The 15,444-nt window shown below is 69.0% G+C and carries 16 protein-coding genes; 10 read left to right on the forward strand and 6 right to left on the reverse strand.

What is annotated here, in order from left to right; translation table 11 throughout:
- The first annotated feature begins 3 nt into the window (after positions 1-3).
- Positions 4-1,452, forward strand: coding sequence for a pyruvate kinase (pyk, locus tag QMO14_RS06300; RefSeq protein WP_301505533.1), 1,449 nt, complete (start codon positions 4-6; stop codon positions 1,450-1,452).
- Positions 1,453-1,554: 102 nt separating this feature from the next.
- Here pyk and QMO14_RS06305 read toward each other — a convergent pair whose 3' ends face one another.
- Positions 1,555-2,571 carry a 1-aminocyclopropane-1-carboxylate deaminase gene (locus QMO14_RS06305; protein ID WP_301505534.1) on the reverse strand — a complete coding sequence of 339 codons (1,017 nt, stop codon included), beginning with the start codon at positions 2,569-2,571 and terminating at the stop codon, positions 1,555-1,557.
- Positions 2,572-2,595: 24 nt separating this feature from the next.
- Between QMO14_RS06305 and QMO14_RS06310 the strand changes: the two genes are divergently transcribed.
- The 5 genes from QMO14_RS06310 (at position 2,596) to QMO14_RS06330 (ending at position 6,301) form a co-directional block, all read left to right on the forward strand.
- Positions 2,596-2,736 (forward strand): hypothetical protein, encoded by a 141-nt coding sequence (locus tag QMO14_RS06310; RefSeq protein WP_301505535.1) that lies wholly within the window; start codon positions 2,596-2,598, stop codon positions 2,734-2,736.
- Positions 2,714-3,199, forward strand: coding sequence for an Lrp/AsnC family transcriptional regulator (locus QMO14_RS06315; protein ID WP_301505536.1), 486 nt, complete (start codon positions 2,714-2,716; stop codon positions 3,197-3,199). Before QMO14_RS06310 ends, QMO14_RS06315 begins: the two co-directional genes overlap by 23 nt.
- A gap of 35 nt (positions 3,200-3,234) precedes the next feature.
- Complete coding sequence (locus QMO14_RS06320) at positions 3,235-4,164, forward strand: alpha/beta hydrolase (protein ID WP_301505537.1); 930 nt, start codon at positions 3,235-3,237, stop codon at positions 4,162-4,164.
- 64 nt (positions 4,165-4,228) lie between these two features.
- Positions 4,229-5,293, forward strand: a complete 1,065-nt coding sequence (gene fba, locus QMO14_RS06325; protein WP_301505538.1) for a class II fructose-bisphosphate aldolase — start codon at positions 4,229-4,231, stop codon at positions 5,291-5,293.
- A gap of 102 nt (positions 5,294-5,395) precedes the next feature.
- Entirely contained in the window at positions 5,396-6,301 is a 906-nt protein-coding gene (locus tag QMO14_RS06330) for a phosphoribosylaminoimidazolesuccinocarboxamide synthase (protein ID WP_301505539.1), read from the forward strand.
- A 20-nt stretch (positions 6,302-6,321) separates the two neighbouring features.
- Here QMO14_RS06330 and QMO14_RS06335 read toward each other — a convergent pair whose 3' ends face one another.
- Together QMO14_RS06335 and QMO14_RS06340 are read right to left on the reverse strand one after the other, a co-directional pair.
- Complete coding sequence (locus QMO14_RS06335) at positions 6,322-6,771, reverse strand: META domain-containing protein (protein ID WP_301505540.1); 450 nt, start codon at positions 6,769-6,771, stop codon at positions 6,322-6,324.
- Between the two features lie 146 nt (positions 6,772-6,917).
- Entirely contained in the window at positions 6,918-7,838 is a 921-nt protein-coding gene (locus QMO14_RS06340; RefSeq protein WP_301505541.1) for a tetratricopeptide repeat protein, read from the reverse strand.
- Between the two features lie 36 nt (positions 7,839-7,874).
- Between QMO14_RS06340 and purE the strand changes: the two genes are divergently transcribed.
- Genes purE through QMO14_RS06355 form a run of 3 tightly spaced genes read left to right on the forward strand, consistent with a single transcriptional unit; the run spans position 7,875 to position 10,641 of the window.
- Positions 7,875-8,426: a 5-(carboxyamino)imidazole ribonucleotide mutase gene (purE, locus tag QMO14_RS06345; protein WP_093196053.1), complete on the forward strand. Its 552-nt coding sequence runs from the start codon at positions 7,875-7,877 to the stop codon at positions 8,424-8,426.
- Positions 8,423-9,643, forward strand: coding sequence for a 5-(carboxyamino)imidazole ribonucleotide synthase (locus QMO14_RS06350; protein WP_301505542.1), 1,221 nt, complete (start codon positions 8,423-8,425; stop codon positions 9,641-9,643). Before purE ends, QMO14_RS06350 begins: the two co-directional genes overlap by 4 nt.
- Positions 9,640-10,641 (forward strand): L-threonylcarbamoyladenylate synthase, encoded by a 1,002-nt coding sequence (locus QMO14_RS06355; RefSeq protein ID WP_301505543.1) that lies wholly within the window; start codon positions 9,640-9,642, stop codon positions 10,639-10,641. Before QMO14_RS06350 ends, QMO14_RS06355 begins: the two co-directional genes overlap by 4 nt.
- A gap of 118 nt (positions 10,642-10,759) precedes the next feature.
- On the opposite strand, the gene QMO14_RS06360 is transcribed toward QMO14_RS06355, so the two are convergent.
- From QMO14_RS06360 to QMO14_RS06370, 3 genes are all read right to left on the reverse strand, one after another.
- Complete coding sequence (locus QMO14_RS06360) at positions 10,760-12,361, reverse strand: S9 family peptidase (RefSeq protein ID WP_301505544.1); 1,602 nt, start codon at positions 12,359-12,361, stop codon at positions 10,760-10,762.
- 148 nt (positions 12,362-12,509) lie between these two features.
- Positions 12,510-13,940 (reverse strand): D-alanyl-D-alanine carboxypeptidase/D-alanyl-D-alanine-endopeptidase, encoded by a 1,431-nt coding sequence (dacB, locus tag QMO14_RS06365; protein ID WP_301505545.1) that lies wholly within the window; start codon positions 13,938-13,940, stop codon positions 12,510-12,512.
- A 7-nt stretch (positions 13,941-13,947) separates the two neighbouring features.
- Positions 13,948-14,535 carry a GDP-mannose pyrophosphatase gene (locus QMO14_RS06370; RefSeq protein WP_301505546.1) on the reverse strand — a complete coding sequence of 196 codons (588 nt, stop codon included), beginning with the start codon at positions 14,533-14,535 and terminating at the stop codon, positions 13,948-13,950.
- A 79-nt stretch (positions 14,536-14,614) separates the two neighbouring features.
- On the opposite strand from QMO14_RS06370, the gene QMO14_RS06375 reads away from it, so the two are divergent.
- Positions 14,615-15,439, forward strand: a complete 825-nt coding sequence (locus tag QMO14_RS06375; protein WP_301505547.1) for a DeoR/GlpR family DNA-binding transcription regulator — start codon at positions 14,615-14,617, stop codon at positions 15,437-15,439.
- Positions 15,440-15,444: the final 5 nt, after the last annotated feature.

Below are 15,444 nucleotides of genomic sequence, written 5' to 3' on the forward strand. Positions count from 1 at the left end.
CTCATGAGCACGGACCGCATTCCCCGCCACGCCACCAAGATCGTCGCCACCCTCGGTCCGGCGTCCAGCTCCCCTGAACTGCTGGAGAAGATGATCCAGGCCAAGGTCAGCGTGGTGCGGCTGAACTTCAGCCACGGTACGGCGCAGGACCACATCGACCGCGCCACCATGGTGCGCGAAGCCGCCCGCAAGGCGGGGCGCGAAGTGGCCATCATGGCCGACCTGCAGGGCCCCAAGATCCGCGTCGGCAAGTTCGCGCAGGGCAAGGTCTGGCTGGAGCCGGGCGCCAAGTTCGTGCTCGACGCCTCGCGCACCGAGCTCGGCGACGCCGATGCCGTGGGCCTCGACTACAAGGACCTGCCGCGCGACGTGAAGCCCGGCGACAGGCTGCTGCTGAACGACGGCCTCATCGTGCTGACCGTCGACGCCGTCCGGGGCGAGGCGGTGCACACCACCGTCAAGCTCGGCGGCGAGCTGTCGAACAACAAGGGCATCAACAAGCAGGGCGGCGGCCTCACGGCGCCCGCGCTGACGGCCAAGGACATGGAAGACATCAAGACCGCGATGAGCTTCCAGGCCGACTACGTGGCCGTGAGCTTCCCCAAGAACGCCACCGACATGGAAATGGCGCGCCAGCTGTGCAACGTGGCGGCCGCCGAGTACGGCCACAAGCCCGGCATGATCGCCAAGATCGAACGCGCCGAGGCCATTCCGAAGCTCGAAGAGATCCTGCGCGCCAGCGACGGCATCATGGTTGCGCGCGGCGACCTCGCGGTCGAGGTGGGCAACGCGGCGGTGCCCGCGCTGCAGAAAAAGATGATCCGCATGGCCCGCGAGATGGACAAGGTGGTCATCACCGCGACCCAGATGATGGAGTCGATGATCACCAACCCCGTGCCCACCCGCGCCGAGGTGAGCGACGTGGCCAACGCCGTGCTCGACGGCACCGATGCCGTCATGCTCTCCGCCGAAACCGCCTCGGGCCGCTACCCGCTCGAGACCGTGCAGGAGATGAGCCGCATCTGCGAGGCCGCCGAAGCCGCCGAAGACAAGCAGCTCGACGCCGACTTCAGCGGCCAGAACTACAGCCGCATCGACCAGTCCATCGCCATGGGCGCGCTCTTCACCGCCCATCACCTGGGCGCCAAGGCCATCGTCGCGCTCACCGAATCGGGCTCCACCCCGCTGTGGATGAGCCGCCACCGCGCGCACATCCCCATGTACGCGCTGACCTCGCGCCTGTCGACGCAGCGCAAGATGGCGCTCTACCGCAACGTGCGCCCGCTGCTCATGGATTCGGAAAGCGACCGCGACACCGCGCTGCTGCAGGCCGAGAACCACCTGAAGAAGCGCGGCATCGTGCAAAGCGGCGATGTCTACGCCATCACCTGCGGCGAGCCGATGGGTGCTCCGGGGGGCACCAACATGCTCAAGATCTGCAGAGCAAGTTAAGCAAACCCCCAGGCTTCGCGCACTTCGTGTCGCTGCGCCAACCCCCTTGCAGGGGGCAACACCTGCGGCCCGGCAGAGCCGGTTCCGCGGTGTTCCTGGAACTTATCCGTTCCTGAAAAGGAAGCTGTAGGCGTTCAGGGCGGGCACGCCGCCCAGGTGCGCGTACAGCACTTTCGAGCCCGCCGGGAATTCGCCCAGGCGCACCTTCTCGATCATCCCGTGCATCGACTTGCCCTCGTACACGGGGTCGGTCAGCATGGCCTCGAAGCGCGCGCTCAGGCGGATGGCTTCGAGCGTGCCCTCGTTGGGCAGGCCGTACTCGGGGCCGCCGAAGCGGCGGTCGAGCACGATGTCCTTCTCGGTGATGTCGCGGCCCAGCTCCACCAGTTCGGCCGTGTTCTTCGCGATGCGCAGGATCTGGTCGAAAGTCTGCTGCGGCTTTGCCGAGGCGTCGATGCCGATCACGCGGTCGGCGCGGCCGTCGGCGGCGAAGCCCACCACCATGCCGGCCTGCGTGCTGCCCGTTACCGAGCAGACCACGATGTAGTCGAACTTGAAGCCCAGTTCGGCCTCCTGCTGGCGCACTTCCTCTGCGAAGCCGACGAAGCCCAGGCCGCCGCGCGGATGCTCCGAGCAGCCCGCCGGAATCGGAAACGGCTTGCCGCCGGCCTTGCGCACGCTCTCCATGGCGTCTTCCCAGCTCTTGCGGATGCCGATGTCGAAGCCGGCTGCGTCCAGGCGCACGTCGGCGCCCATGATGCGTGACATCTCGATGTTGCCGACCCGGTCGTACACCGCGTCGGAATAGTTGACCCAGTTCTCCTGCACCAGCACGCACTTCATGCCGAGGTGCGCCGCCACCGCCGCGACCTGCCGCGTCTGGTTCGACTGGATGCCGCCGATGGACACCAGCGTGTCGTAGCCGCCTTCGATCGCCTCGGGGATCAGGTATTCGAGCTTGCGCGTCTTGTTGCCGCCGAAGGCCAGGCCGCTGTTGCAGTCCTCGCGCTTGGCGTAGAGATCGACCTTGCCGCCCAGGTGCGCGCTCAGGCGCTTGAGCGGCTGGATGGGCGTGGGGCCGAAGGTCAGCGGGTGACGGGGAAACTTCTCGAGGTTCATCGCGGCGGTTCCAGGAAGGAGGTGGTGAAGGCCTTGATCGTAGAAACAATGCCGCGCAACGTGCTTGCGAAGTTTTCTGGATTCATCAGCGAAAAAGATGCACTATCGAAAGAAGTAAAACTTTCATTCCGACAAGAATCAGATGAGCACAACAAAATTGCGTGACACGCCGGAGCTCGATCGCACCGACCGCGCCATCCTGCGCACCATGCAGCGCGATGCCTCGCTGTCGAACGTGGCGCTGGCCGCCAGGGTCAACCTGAGCCCGGCCGCCTGCCTGCGCCGCGTGGAGCGGCTGAAGGCGGCGGGCCTCATCAAGGGCATCGTCGCGCTGCTCGACCCCGACGCGCTTGAGGTGGGCATGCTCGTGATGATCGGCGTGGTGCTCGACCGCTCCACGCCCGACTCCTTCGCCAATTTCGAGAAAGCCGCCCAGAAGGTCTCGGGCTGCCTCGAATGCCACGTGGTCTCGGGCGAGTTCGACTACTTCATGCTCGTGCGCACCCGCGACAACGACAGCTTCAACCGCCTGCACGCCGAGCAGTTGCTCTACCTGCCCGGGGTGCGGCAGATCCGCACCTTCGTCGTGCTCAAGCAGGTGCTGTCGACCACGCAGCTGCCGGTCTGACGAAACCGGCGGCCGCCGGCGTGCGTATGGTGGTGATGAGCCATTCCGTCATCGCATCATTCCGCCGGCACCGCCGCGCGTTCTCCACCACCCTCTGCACCCTTGCGGCTGCCGCGCTCGCGGCCTGCTCGCCGATCAAGGTGATCGACCGGCTGGTGCCTACCGACACCTACCGGTTCCAGGGCGGCATCGCCTACGGTCCGGCCCCGCGCCAGCTGCTCGACGTGTACCAGCCGCCGCCGACGACAGCGCCTGCCCCGGGCGCGCGGCCGCTGGTAGTGTTTTTCTTCGGCGGCACCTGGACCACGGGCGACCGCGCGAGCTTCCGCTTCGTCGGCGAAGCGCTCGCGTCGCGCGGGGCTGTGGTGGCAATTCCGGACTACGGCCTGTCGCCCACCTTCACCTACCCCGTGTTCGTGCGTGACAGCGCGCTGGCCGTCAAATGGGCGCTCGACAATGCCGCGCGGCTGGGCGCCGACCCGAAGCAGGTGTACGTCATGGGCCACAGCTCCGGCGGCTACAACGCCGCGATGGTGGCGCTCGACGGGCGCTGGCTCGGCGAACTGGGCGCCAGCCCGAAGCAGCTGGCGGGCTGGATCGGCCTGGCCGGCCCCTACGACTTCCTGCCCATCGGCGATCCGCAGGCACAGGCCGCCTTCAACTGGCCGGACACGCCGCGCGACTCGCAGCCGCTGGCGCACGTCACTCCGGCCGCGCCGCGCGCGCTGCTCATGGCCGCCTCCAAGGACAACCTGGTCTACCCCGACCGCAACACCGGCCAGATGGCTGCGGCGCTGCGCGCGGCGGGCGTGCCGGTACAAGTCCGGATGTATGACAACCTGAGCCACGTGACGCTGATCGGCGCCTTCGCCAAGCCTGTCCAGTGGCTGGGCGGCCCGGTGCTGCCGCCCGTCATGGAATTCCTCGGACTGGCGTCGGTCCTGTCCCACAAGGGGGCTCGGTAGAATTACGGCAGTTTTTCTCGTCTTTCCGCCTTCTTCTTTTCCTAATTCCCGCGAGGTATTTCCCATGGCACTCGTCTCGATGCGCGAACTGCTCGACCATGCCGCAGCCAATGGCTACGGCATTCCGGCCTTCAACGTCAACAACCTCGAACAGGTCCAGGCCGTCATGGAGGCCGCCAAGGAAACCGGTGCCCCCGTCATCCTGCAGGCCAGCGCAGGCGCCCGCAAGTACGCCGGCGAAGCCTTCATCAAGCACCTGATCCAGGCCGCCATCGAGCAGTATCCGAACATCCCGCTGGTCATGCACCAGGACCACGGCCAGAGCCCGGCCATCTGCCAGGGCGCCATCGACCTCGGCTTCTCCTCCGTCATGATGGACGGCTCGCTGCACGAAGACGGCAAGACGCCCGCTTCCTTCGACTACAACGTCGACGTGACCCGCAAGGTCGTGCAGCTGGCGCACAAGGTCGGCGTGACCGTCGAAGGCGAGCTGGGCTGCCTGGGCTCGCTCGAGACCGGCATGGCCGGCGAGGAAGACGGCATCGGCGCCGAAGGCGTGCTCGACCACTCCGCGCTGCTGACCGACCCCGAGGAAGCCGCCCAGTTCGTCAAGGCCACGCAGCTCGACGCGCTGGCGATCGCCATCGGCACCAGCCACGGCGCCTACAAGTTCACCCGCAAGCCCACCGGCGACATCCTGTCGATCCAGCGCGTCAAGGAAATCCACGCCCGCCTGCCCAACACCCACCTGGTGATGCACGGCTCGTCGTCGGTGCCTCAGGACCTGCTCGAAATCATCCGCAAGCACGGCGGCAACATGAAGGAAACCTACGGCGTGCCCGTCGAGGAAATCCAGGAAGCCATCAAGTACGGCGTGCGCAAGATCAACATCGACACCGACATCCGCCTGGCCATGACCGGCGCGGTGCGCAAGTTCCTGTTCGAGAACCCCGAGAAGTTCGACGCCCGCGAATGGCTCAAGCCCGCGCGCGAGGCAGCCAAGCAGATCTGCAAGCAGCGCTACATCGAGTTCGGCTGCGAAGGCCAGGGCGCCAAGATCAAGGGCGACACGCTGCAAGTCGTCGCCGCCAAGTACGCCAAGGGCGAACTGGCCCAGGAAGTCATCTAAGCACTTCCCCGCGATCAGACGGCCACCGTTCGCGGTGGCTTTTTTCTGCGCGCACAATCCGCTTTTCCCGTCAGCCATCCGTTTCCCCACCGCACCAGCCCCATGACCACCGTCCACACCTCCTCCATCCAGAGCCTGCCCCTTCTTGCGCGCGGCAAGGTGCGCGACAACTACGCCGTCGGCGAAGACCGCATCCTGATGGTCGCGAGCGACCGCCTGAGCGCCTTCGACGTGATCATGGGCGAGCCCATCCCGGGCAAGGGCGAGATCCTCACGAAGATGGCCCTGTGGTGGTTCGACCGCCTCGGCCAGATCTGCCCCAACCACCTGACCGGCGACGCGCCCGAGAGCGCCGTCACCGCCGACGAGGTGCCGCAGGTCATCGGCCGCTCGATGCTGGTCAAGCGCCTGAAGCCGATCCCGGTCGAGGCCGTGGTGCGCGGCTACCTGGCCGGCAGCGGCTGGAAGGAATACCAGGAATCGCGCTCGGTCTGCGGCGTGCCGCTGCCCGAGGGCCTGACCAACGCCAGCAAGCTGCCGCGACCCATCTTCACGCCCGCCGCCAAGGCCGCGGCCGGCGAGCACGACGAGAACATCAGCTACGAGCGCGTGGTCGAGATCGTCGGCCCCAAGCTGGCCCAGCAGATCCGCGAGACCAGCATCGCCATCTACGAAACCGCCGCGCAGATCGCCCTGGCCAAGGGAATGATCATTGCCGACACCAAGTTCGAGTTCGGCCTGGACGAGAACGGCACGCTGGTGCTGATGGACGAAGTGCTCACCCCCGACAGCTCGCGCTACTGGCCGGTCGAGGGCTACCAGGCCGCGCTGGCCGCCGGCGCCAACCCCCCGAGCTACGACAAGCAGTTCGTGCGCGACTGGCTCGAAGCCACCAAGATCAACGGCAAGCCCTGGGACAAGACGCCCCCGGCGCCGCGCCTGCCGGCCGAGGTCATCGAGAAGACGGCGGCCAAGTACCGCGAGGCGCTGGAGCGGCTGACGGGCTGAGTCTGTCCAGCGGCAGGCGCTCAGCGCCCGCCGCTGCTGCTCAGCAGCGCCGCCGTCCGCCCGCTGGCATCCAGCAGCGCCAGCCGGTTCGGTCCCGCCAGCCGGTAACTGGCGGTGCTCTGCAGCGCCGAGATGAATTGCGCCTCGTTGGCGCCGCGCGTCGGGTCGGTGCATGCCATGCGGGTCGAGGCCATCTGGCCGATCCTCAGGGTGCCGCCGGTGCGCGTGAAGGTGCCCGAGATGCGGTTGCAGCCGCCCGAGCCGCTCACGCGTCCGCTGCTGCGGTCGAACTGCACCTGGGCGCCGCTGCCTGGCGCGACCGGCTCGTCGCCCAGTTGCACCAGCTGCCAGGCCGGGCCCTCGATCGGCTCGTCGAGGCTGATGCCGCTGCCGCAACCGGCCAGCGTGGCCAGCAGCGCCGTGGCGGCAAGGGCGGGGAAAAGCGCGGTGCGGCGGGCGAAGGAGCGCATGGCCAGTGTTCCTTTTTCGATCTGCAACAAGTTGAATCGGGCGTGATCGTATGCGACGGCGCCTGGCCCGCCAATGCCGCCCCTTTGCCGCCGGGCCATGAAAAAAGCGACCCGGAGGCCGCTTTCTTTCTTTGGAAGAGAGGGGATCAGCTCAACACCACGCTGCTGAGGCGGCGCCGGTAGGTGGCCACCACCGGGTCGTCCGGCGGGATCTGTCCGTCGGCCACCTTCACCTTCGGCGGCTCGATGATGTCGAGGACGGCGATGTAGGTCTTGCGGGCGAGGTCCTCGCTCCAGGTCTTGTCGCGCATCAGGATGTCGAGCAGCTCGTCCATCGCGTCGGTCCAGCGCTGGGCGGCCATCAGCAGGCGGGCGCGGCCGAAGCGGGCGTCGAAGTCGCGCTTGTTGGCGGCGATCCTGGCGTCGAAATCGGCGATGGCCGGCGCGGCGCCGGCGGGCGGTGCTGCGAAATCGATAGCATCCATCCAGCGCTGCAGCGTGTCGAAGCGGCGCACCACCGAAGTCTTGGCGATCACCGGGGCGAAGGCGACCTTGGCGTCGTCCACGCGGCCTTCCTGCAGCAGCAGCTTGACGTAGTCGAAGCGGGCGTCGTCGTTGGCGGGGTCGGTGGCCACCGCGTGCTGCAGCTTCTCGAGCGCGCCCTGGGTGTCGCCGCCGGCCAGCGCTTCCTGCGCGGCGGCTTCTTCCGATGCGGCCTCGGCTTCGTCGGCGCCGGGCACGTGCTTGTCGAGGAATTCGCGGATCTTCTCGGCCGGGATGGCACCGACGAAGCCGTCCACGGGCTGGCCGTCCTTGAACATCACGCAGAACGGGATGCTGCGCACGCCGAACATCTCGGACAGCTGCGACGAAATCTGCGGCACCTTGTCGGCGTCGAGCTTGGCCAGCGTGAAGCGTCCGCCGTACTCGACTTCGAGCTTTTCGAGCACCGGGCCCAGCTGCTTGCAGGGGCCGCACCATTCGGCCCAGATGTCCAGCAGCACTGGCGCGGCGACCGAGGCTTCGATCAGTTCAGCCTGGAAATTTTCGAGAGTGATGTCGATCATCGGAACCAACTGAGGGTGAAACGTAAAATTGAAACCATGAACGAAACCATTCAGGTCGGTGTAGTGATGGGCTCCAACTCCGATTGGGAGACGATGCGCAACGCGGTCGAGATTCTCCAGCAATTCGGAATCGGGCACGAAGCCAGGGTGGTCTCGGCCCACCGGATGCCCGATACGCTCTTCGAATACGCGGAAAGCGCCGCCGGGCGCGGGCTTGCCGCAATCATCGCCGGCGCGGGCGGCGCGGCCCACCTGCCGGGCATGCTGGCCTCCAAGACCACGGTGCCGGTGCTCGGCGTTCCGGTGGCCAGCCGTCATCTGCAGGGCGTCGACTCGCTCTACAGCATCGTGCAGATGCCCAAGGGCGTGCCGGTCGCCACCTTCGCGATCGGCAATGCGGGCGCGGCCAACGCGGCGCTGTTCGCGGTGTCGATGCTGGCGGTGAACAACCCCGCGCTGCGCGCGAAGCTCGACGCCTTCCGCGCCGCGCAGACCGCCGCCGCCGAGGCCATGACCCTGCCCCCGGCCCCCGCCGGCGAGGCGCCCCCCGTGTCTCCTTTCTCGCCGCAAGGCGGAGGTGCCCTGTGAGCAGCAGGAACGGCGACCTGCCCATCCTCCCGGGCGCCACGCTCGGCGTGCTCGGCGGCGGACAGCTGGGGCGCATGTTCGTCCACGCCGCGCAGCGCATGGGCTACTTCACCGCGGTGCTCGACCCCGACACCGACAGCCCCGCCGGCCGCGTGAGCCATCACCACATCCACACCGACTACGACGACATCGACGGCCTCGCCCGCCTTGCCGGCCTGGCCGACGCGGTGACCACCGAGTTCGAGAACGTGCCCGCGCCCTCGCTGGAGCATCTCGCGGTGGCGCGCCCGGTGTCGCCGGCCGCCCCGGCCATCGCCATCGCGCAGGACCGCATCGCCGAGAAGGCGCACTTCACCCGCTGCGGCGTGCCCTGCGCGCCCTACGCCGTCATCGAAACCGCCGCGCAGCTCGCCGCCGTCGACGACAACCTGCTACCCGGCATCCTCAAGACCGCGCGCCTGGGCTACGACGGCAAGGGCCAGCAGCGCGTGAAGACGCGCGACGAGCTGGTCGACGCCTGGCAGGCCGCGGGCTGCGTACCCTGCGTGCTCGAGAAGATGCTGCCGCTGGAATTCGAGTGCTCGGTCATCCTCGCGCGCGGACGCGACGGCCAGATCGTGCACTTCCCGCCGCAGCGCAACCTGCACCGCGACGGCATCCTGGCCGTGACCGAGGTGCATCCGCAGAACATGCCCAAGACGGTGGCGCAGGGCGCCGTCAACTCGGCCAGGAGCATCGCCAACGGCCTGGACTACGTGGGCGTGCTGTGCGTCGAATTCTTCGCGCTGGCCGACGGCTCGCTGGTCGTCAACGAGATGGCGCCGCGCCCGCACAACAGCGGCCACTACACCATGGAAGCCTGCGACGTGTCGCAGTTCGAGCTGCAGGTGCGCACCCTCGCCGGCCTGCCGCTGGCCGCGCCGCGCCAGCACAGCCCCGCGATCATGCTCAACCTGCTGGGCGACCTGTGGTTCCCTGCCGGCACCGAAAACAAGGCTGACGGCAAGGCCGACAAGCCGGTCGCGCCGCGCTGGAGCGAAGTGCTCGCCCTGCCCGGCGCGCACCTGCATCTCTACGGAAAGATCGAGCCCCGCCGTGGCCGCAAGATGGGCCACCTCACGCTGACCGGCGCCACGCTGGAGGCGGTGCGCGCCACGGCCTCGCAGGCCGCGCTGCTGCTGGGCCTGCCGCCGGTGACCACCGCCGACCTCGCATGATCCTCGACGGCCGTTCTCCCGAAGCCATTGCCGAGGCCGCGCGCGTGCTGCGCGCTGGCGGGCTGGTGGCCTTCCCGACCGAGACCGTCTACGGCCTGGGTGCCGACGCGAGCAGCGACACCGCGGTGGCCGGCATCTTCGAGGCCAAGGGCCGGCCGTCGGACCATCCGCTGATCGTCCATGTGGCGGCCGGCGTCAAGGGCACCGAGTCGCTCTCGCGTTTCGCGCAGCCGCTGCCGCCCTTCGCGCAGAAGCTGGTGCAGGCCTTCTGGCCCGGTCCGCTCACGCTGATCGTCACGCGCCAGCCCGGCGCGGGCGCGGCCGCCGCCGGAGGGCAGGACACCATCGGCCTGCGCTGCCCCTCGCATCCCGTGGCGCAGGCGCTGCTCGAAGCCTGCGCCGAGCAGGGCGTGCCCGGCCTCGCGGGGCCCAGCGCCAACCGCTTCGGCCGCGTGAGCCCGACCACCGCGCAGCACGTGCACGACGAGTTCGGCGACGAACTGCTGGTGATCGACGGCGGTGCCTGCGACGTGGGCATCGAGTCGACCATCGTCGACTGCAGCCGCGGCGCGCCCGTGCTGCTGCGCCCCGGCCTCATCACGCGCACGCAGATCGAGGCCGCCTGCGGCGAAAAGCTCGCCGACCGGGAGGTGCTCGAAACGCCCGACCCGCGCGCCTCGGGCACGCTCGAAGCCCACTACGCGCCGAACGCCAAGGTGCGGCTGATGGACGCCAAGTCGATCCAGACCGGCCTCGACGTGCTCGGCGCGAATGCCGCGCACATCGCCGTGTGGTCGCGCACCGCGGTGCGCAGCCGCTCGCAGCGCGTGCTGCTGCGGCGCATGCCCGACGATGCGGCGGCCAGCGCGCAGCTGCTGTTCGCGGTGCTGCGCGAGTTCGACGCGCAGGGCGTGAAGCTGATCTGGGTGGAGACGCCGCCCGATACGCATGAGTGGGAAGGCGTGAAAGACCGCCTCCAGAGAGCGTCGGCGGCCTGAACCTGGCTAACCCCCAGGCTTGCCCACTTCGTGTGGCCGCCCACCCCCTCCTTGCAGGGGGCAACACCAGCGGCCCGGCAAAGCCGGTTCCGCGGTGTTCCTGGAAGGGGCTCTTCGTTCAGCCGCCTGCCGCCAGCACGCCCTGGAAGAAGCCTCTCGCCGAGGCAAGGCAGAACGGCGGCGCCAGCGTGCCGTGGTACGCCAGCGTGACGGCCTGCGCCTTGTCCGATGCGCTGCCCGATGTGTTCTGTGCCAGCAGGGCCTTGGCCTGCGCGAAGCCGGCGCGGGCGGTGGAGTAGGCGTCGATGGCTGCAGAGTCCTCCAGGTCCACCACGGAGAGCAGGCTGGAGGGCATGCCCTTGGCGCGGAAGTAGCCCGAGGTGGCGCGGGTGCTCACGAAGTTCACCGTCGGGTCGTTGGCGCCGCCGCACATCAGCATCGGCCGGGTCGGCACCCAGTTGCGCAGGTCGTTGGCGACGGCCGCCTTGCGGAAACCCGTGGCGGGCTTGCAGTCCAGCGGCGAGGTGGTGCTCAGCGAAGCCGCCGTGGGCGGCAGCGCGTTGCCGGGGCAGGGGTTGCCCTGGATGTCGCCCGCCGCCTGCGTCAGGAAGCTCTGCTTGATGAGGTTGTTGGCGCCGTAGAAGATCGACAGCTCCGGACTCACCGGCCCCGGCGTGGCGTTCGCCGGGAACAGCGCGAGCTGCGGCAGCTTGCCGCTGCTGAAGAGCGTGCCGGGCGAGGCGCTGGGCAGCAGCGTGTCGATGCCGCTGGCGTACTGCGCTTCGTACACGTCGCTGGTGGAGCTGTAGACATTGCCGAACTGCTGCTGCCAGCTGGTCGACAGCAGCGGCACGAACAGCGTGGAGCCCAGCGCCGGCCAGCCCAGGTAGGTGTAGTCGGACAGCAGGCTGATGGCCGAGGGCGCCGACAGCGGCGCCGACGCCGTCACCGCCTTGCCCGTGGCCTGCATCTCGCGGTGCGCCGCCATCGCCACGTAGCCGCCCTGCGAATAGCCGGTGATGAAGAGCGAGCCGGCGTCGTTCGCGCCGATGCCCGAGAAGGTCTTGCGCGCCGCCGTGAGCGCGTCGACCATGTCCTTGCCCTGCTGGTCGCCGTCGAGGTACGGGTGGTAGGGCAGCGTCGACTTGTCGTAGCCCGCGTAGTTGGGCGCCACCACGATGTACCCCTGCGCCGCGAACATGGCGGCGACCATCAGGCCCTCGCCGGCGGCGGCCTGGGTGCTGTCGGTCCACTTGGCGAGGTTGTAGGCCTTGGCGGCGGTGGTGCCGTGGGCATAGAGCACCACCGGCCGCTGGCCGCCGCAGGCCACGTCGGAGCCGGTGGGCACCATGATCGCGGCGGTGGCGTTGGTGGCTTCGTTCTTCGCGCCGATGGTGCGGTATTCGAGATAGCGCAGGTCCACGCCGCACTTGGGCGTTCCCGCTACCTGCAGCAGCGCCTTGCCCTGGTCGCTGGCCTGCAGGCTGGCGGTGAACTGGCTGGCCGTCAGCGAGGCTGTCTTCTCGGGCGGGTCGGTGACCACCGAGCCCCGGCCGGTGTCGGCCGCCGGCGGGGGAACGCCCACGCCAATGCCGATGCCTCCTCCGCCTCCACCCCCGCCGCAGGCGGCGAGCAGCAGCAATGTCGCGGCGCTTGCGACGGCCGTCGAGGCGGCCGCCTTGCGCAGGGGTCTGGAAGGCTGGGAGTAAGGCTGGTTCAAGGTATGTCTCCTGCGCTGATGCGCCTGTATGGAATCGAACGACCGTCCGATTCTGTGCAGCGGCCATGCCGCACGCAAGCGGGCGTTTGCCCGCAGAAGACTTCAGTACACAGCGCTGCACGGCCGGCAGGCGGCCTTCCGTCGCACCTCAGTTGTCCTGCGAGGCCCAGTCGACCAGCGCGTCGAATGCCGCGCGCGCGGCGCCTGCGTTCTCGCCATTGGCGATGGCCACCAGCACGTAGCGCCGCCCGCTCGCGCCGTCCACGTAGCCGGCCACGCCCGAGGCGTCGCGCAGCGTGCCCGTCTTCAGGTGCGCCGAGCCGCCGGAGCGCAGCGTGCGCTTCTTCAGCGTGCCGTCCACGCCCATGGCCGGCAGCGAGGACATCAGCTCCGGCATCACCGGCGAGCGCCACGCCACCTGCAGCATCTTTCCGAGCGCGGCGGCGCTGATGCGCTCGTCGCGCGACAGGCCCGAGCCGTTCTCGAACACCGGCTGCGCCTCGCCGGTGCCGATGCGCTCGCGCCACCACTGGCCCATGGCCGCGCGCGAGGCCTCGAAGGTGCCGCGGTTCTTCTGCGCGAGACCGATCGTGAGGAACAGCTGCTGCGCCATCACGTTGTTGCTGTACTTGTTGATGTCGCGGATCACCTCGGCCAGCGGCGGCGACTCGAACTCGAAGGCCGGCTTCAGCCCCGCGGGCACGCGCCCCTCGCGCATCTGCCCGCCGACGCGCCCGCCCATCTCGGCCCACATGCCGCCGATGGCGCGCATGGCGTAGGTGCGCGGGTCGCCGTAGGCCACGGCCCAGCTCTTCTCGCCGCAGCCGCTGGGAAAGCCGCCGTTGAAGCGGATGCGGTTCACGTCCGTGAAGTCGGCGCGCAGCGTGCCGCGCCAGTCGCCGCATTCGCCGGGCAACAGCGCCACGGTCTGCGGCATCGCCACGCTGGCCAGCGGGGGCTCGTAGCTCACGCGCGCGATCTGGCCGGCGCGGTCGGGCGCGAAGGTCATGTTGACCGACTTGAAGTTCACCAGCAGCGCATCGGGCGAGGCGTTGTAGGGCCGCAGCGGCTCGCCGTCGAAGGCCGAGGGGTCGCCCTCCACCGTGGTCTCGAAGGCGCTGCGGTCGAGAACGATGTCGCCGCTCACCGTGGTGATGCCCAGCCCCTGCACGTGGCGCAGCAGCAGCCACGCCCGCTCCAGCACCAGCTTCGGATCGCCCTGGCCCTTGATGTAGAGGTTGCCGTTGAGCACGCCGTTGTTCACCGTGCCGTCCACGTAGACCGGCGTGGTCCAGCTGTAGGCGGCGCCCAGCAGGTCGAGCGCGGCGTAGGTGGTGACCAGCTTCATGATCGACGCCGGGTTCACCGGCGCCTGCGTGCGCCACGCCAGGCGCGGCTGGCGCGTGCCGTCGGCCTCGGCGACCAGCATGGTCACCGACTCGCGCGGCACCTTGGCGCGGGCGAGGGCGGCGTCGACCTGGGTGGGGAGGGCTTGGAGAGCTTGCTGGGCGAACGCGCCGGCCGGGGCCAGCGTTGCGAGGGTCAGTGCGCAGGCCGCGCGGCGAAAGGCAGAAGGCATCCGCCCATTATCCCGGCGGGAAAACATGCAGCTTCGCGTGATACAGCAGCATCACCGTCTTGGCGTCCGCGATGCGGCCGTCGGCCACCATGGCCAGCGCCTCGTCGATGCCGGCTTCCAGCACCTCGATGTCCTCGCCTTCCTCGGCCAGCCCGCCGCCTTCGCCGACGCGCATCGAGGCCTCGTAGGGCGCGACGAAGAAATGCAGCTTCTCGGTGACCGAGCCGGGGCTCATGAAGCATTCGAAGACCTTGCGCACCTCGCCCAGCCGGTAGCCGAGTTCTTCCTCGACCTCCGCGCGGATGCGCTCCTCGGGCGCCGCGTCGTCGAGCAGCCCGGCGGCGGCCTCGATCAGCAGGTCGTCATGCCCGTTGACGAAGGCCGGGTAGCGGAACTGGCGCGTGAGCAGCACGGTGCGCCGCTCGAGGTTGTAGGGCAGCAGCGTGGCGCCGTTGCCGCGGTCGTAGGTTTCGCGGTGCATGCGCTGCCACTGGCCGTCGTTGCGGCGCCAGTCGAAGGCGGTGGTGCGCAGGGTGTACCAGTTGTCGGAAAGGAGGGTGACTTCGTGCACCCGGACGCGGTCTTGAAGAGTCATGGCGCCGAGCATATGTGCATGTTCGTGCAATAACAAGAAAAATCGTGCAAAAGACGGTGCCAGCCGATACCATCGGCCGATGCTCACCAGCCAGCGCAAGCAACACATCCTCTCGGTCCTGCGGCGCGACGGCAATGTCGTCGCCAAGTCGCTCAGCGAAGAACTGGGCCTGTCGGAAGACACCATCCGCCGCGACCTGCGCGAGCTCGCGGGCGAGGGCCTGCTGCAGCGGGTGCATGGCGGCGCGCTGCCGCTGGCGGCGGCCGAGGCCGACTTCGCGGGCCGCCAGCAGCTCGCGCCTGACGAGAAGGTGGCCATCGGCCGCGCCGCCGCGCGACTGGTGAAGCCGGGGCAGGTGGTGTTCATCGACGGCGGCACCACCGCCGTGCAACTCGCGCGCCACCTGCCGCTGAACCTGCAGGCCACGGTGGTCACGCACAGCCCGCCGGTGGCGATGGAGCTGGCCTCGCACGCGGGCATCGAGGTGGTGCTGATCGGCGGTCGGCTCTTCAGGCATTCGATGGTGGCGGTGGGCTCGGCGGCGATGGCGGCCATTTCCCGAATCCACGCCGACTCCTATTTCATGGGCGTCACCGGCGTGCACGCCGAGGCCGGGCTGACCACGGGCGACCTGGAAGAAGCCGAGATCAAGCGCGCGCTGATGGCCTCTGCGGCCGAGACGGTGGTGATGGCCTCGTCGGAAAAGATCGGCGCGGCGTCGGCCTGGGTGGTCAATCCGGTGGCGTCGGCCAGCACCCTGCTGGTCTCGCCGCTGGCGCCGGCCGGGGCGCTGGCGTCGCTGCGCCGCACGGGGCTGGCGATCCTGCGCAGCGACAACGCGGAGATTCCACAGGACGGTGCCGATATCGCAGGCCGGGCTTCGGGATTGCCCGGCCCTCGATAATCGCG

Origin of the sequence: Variovorax sp. CAN15 (assembly GCF_030462475.1) — a bacterium.
GTDB lineage: Bacteria > Pseudomonadota > Gammaproteobacteria > Burkholderiales > Burkholderiaceae_C > Variovorax.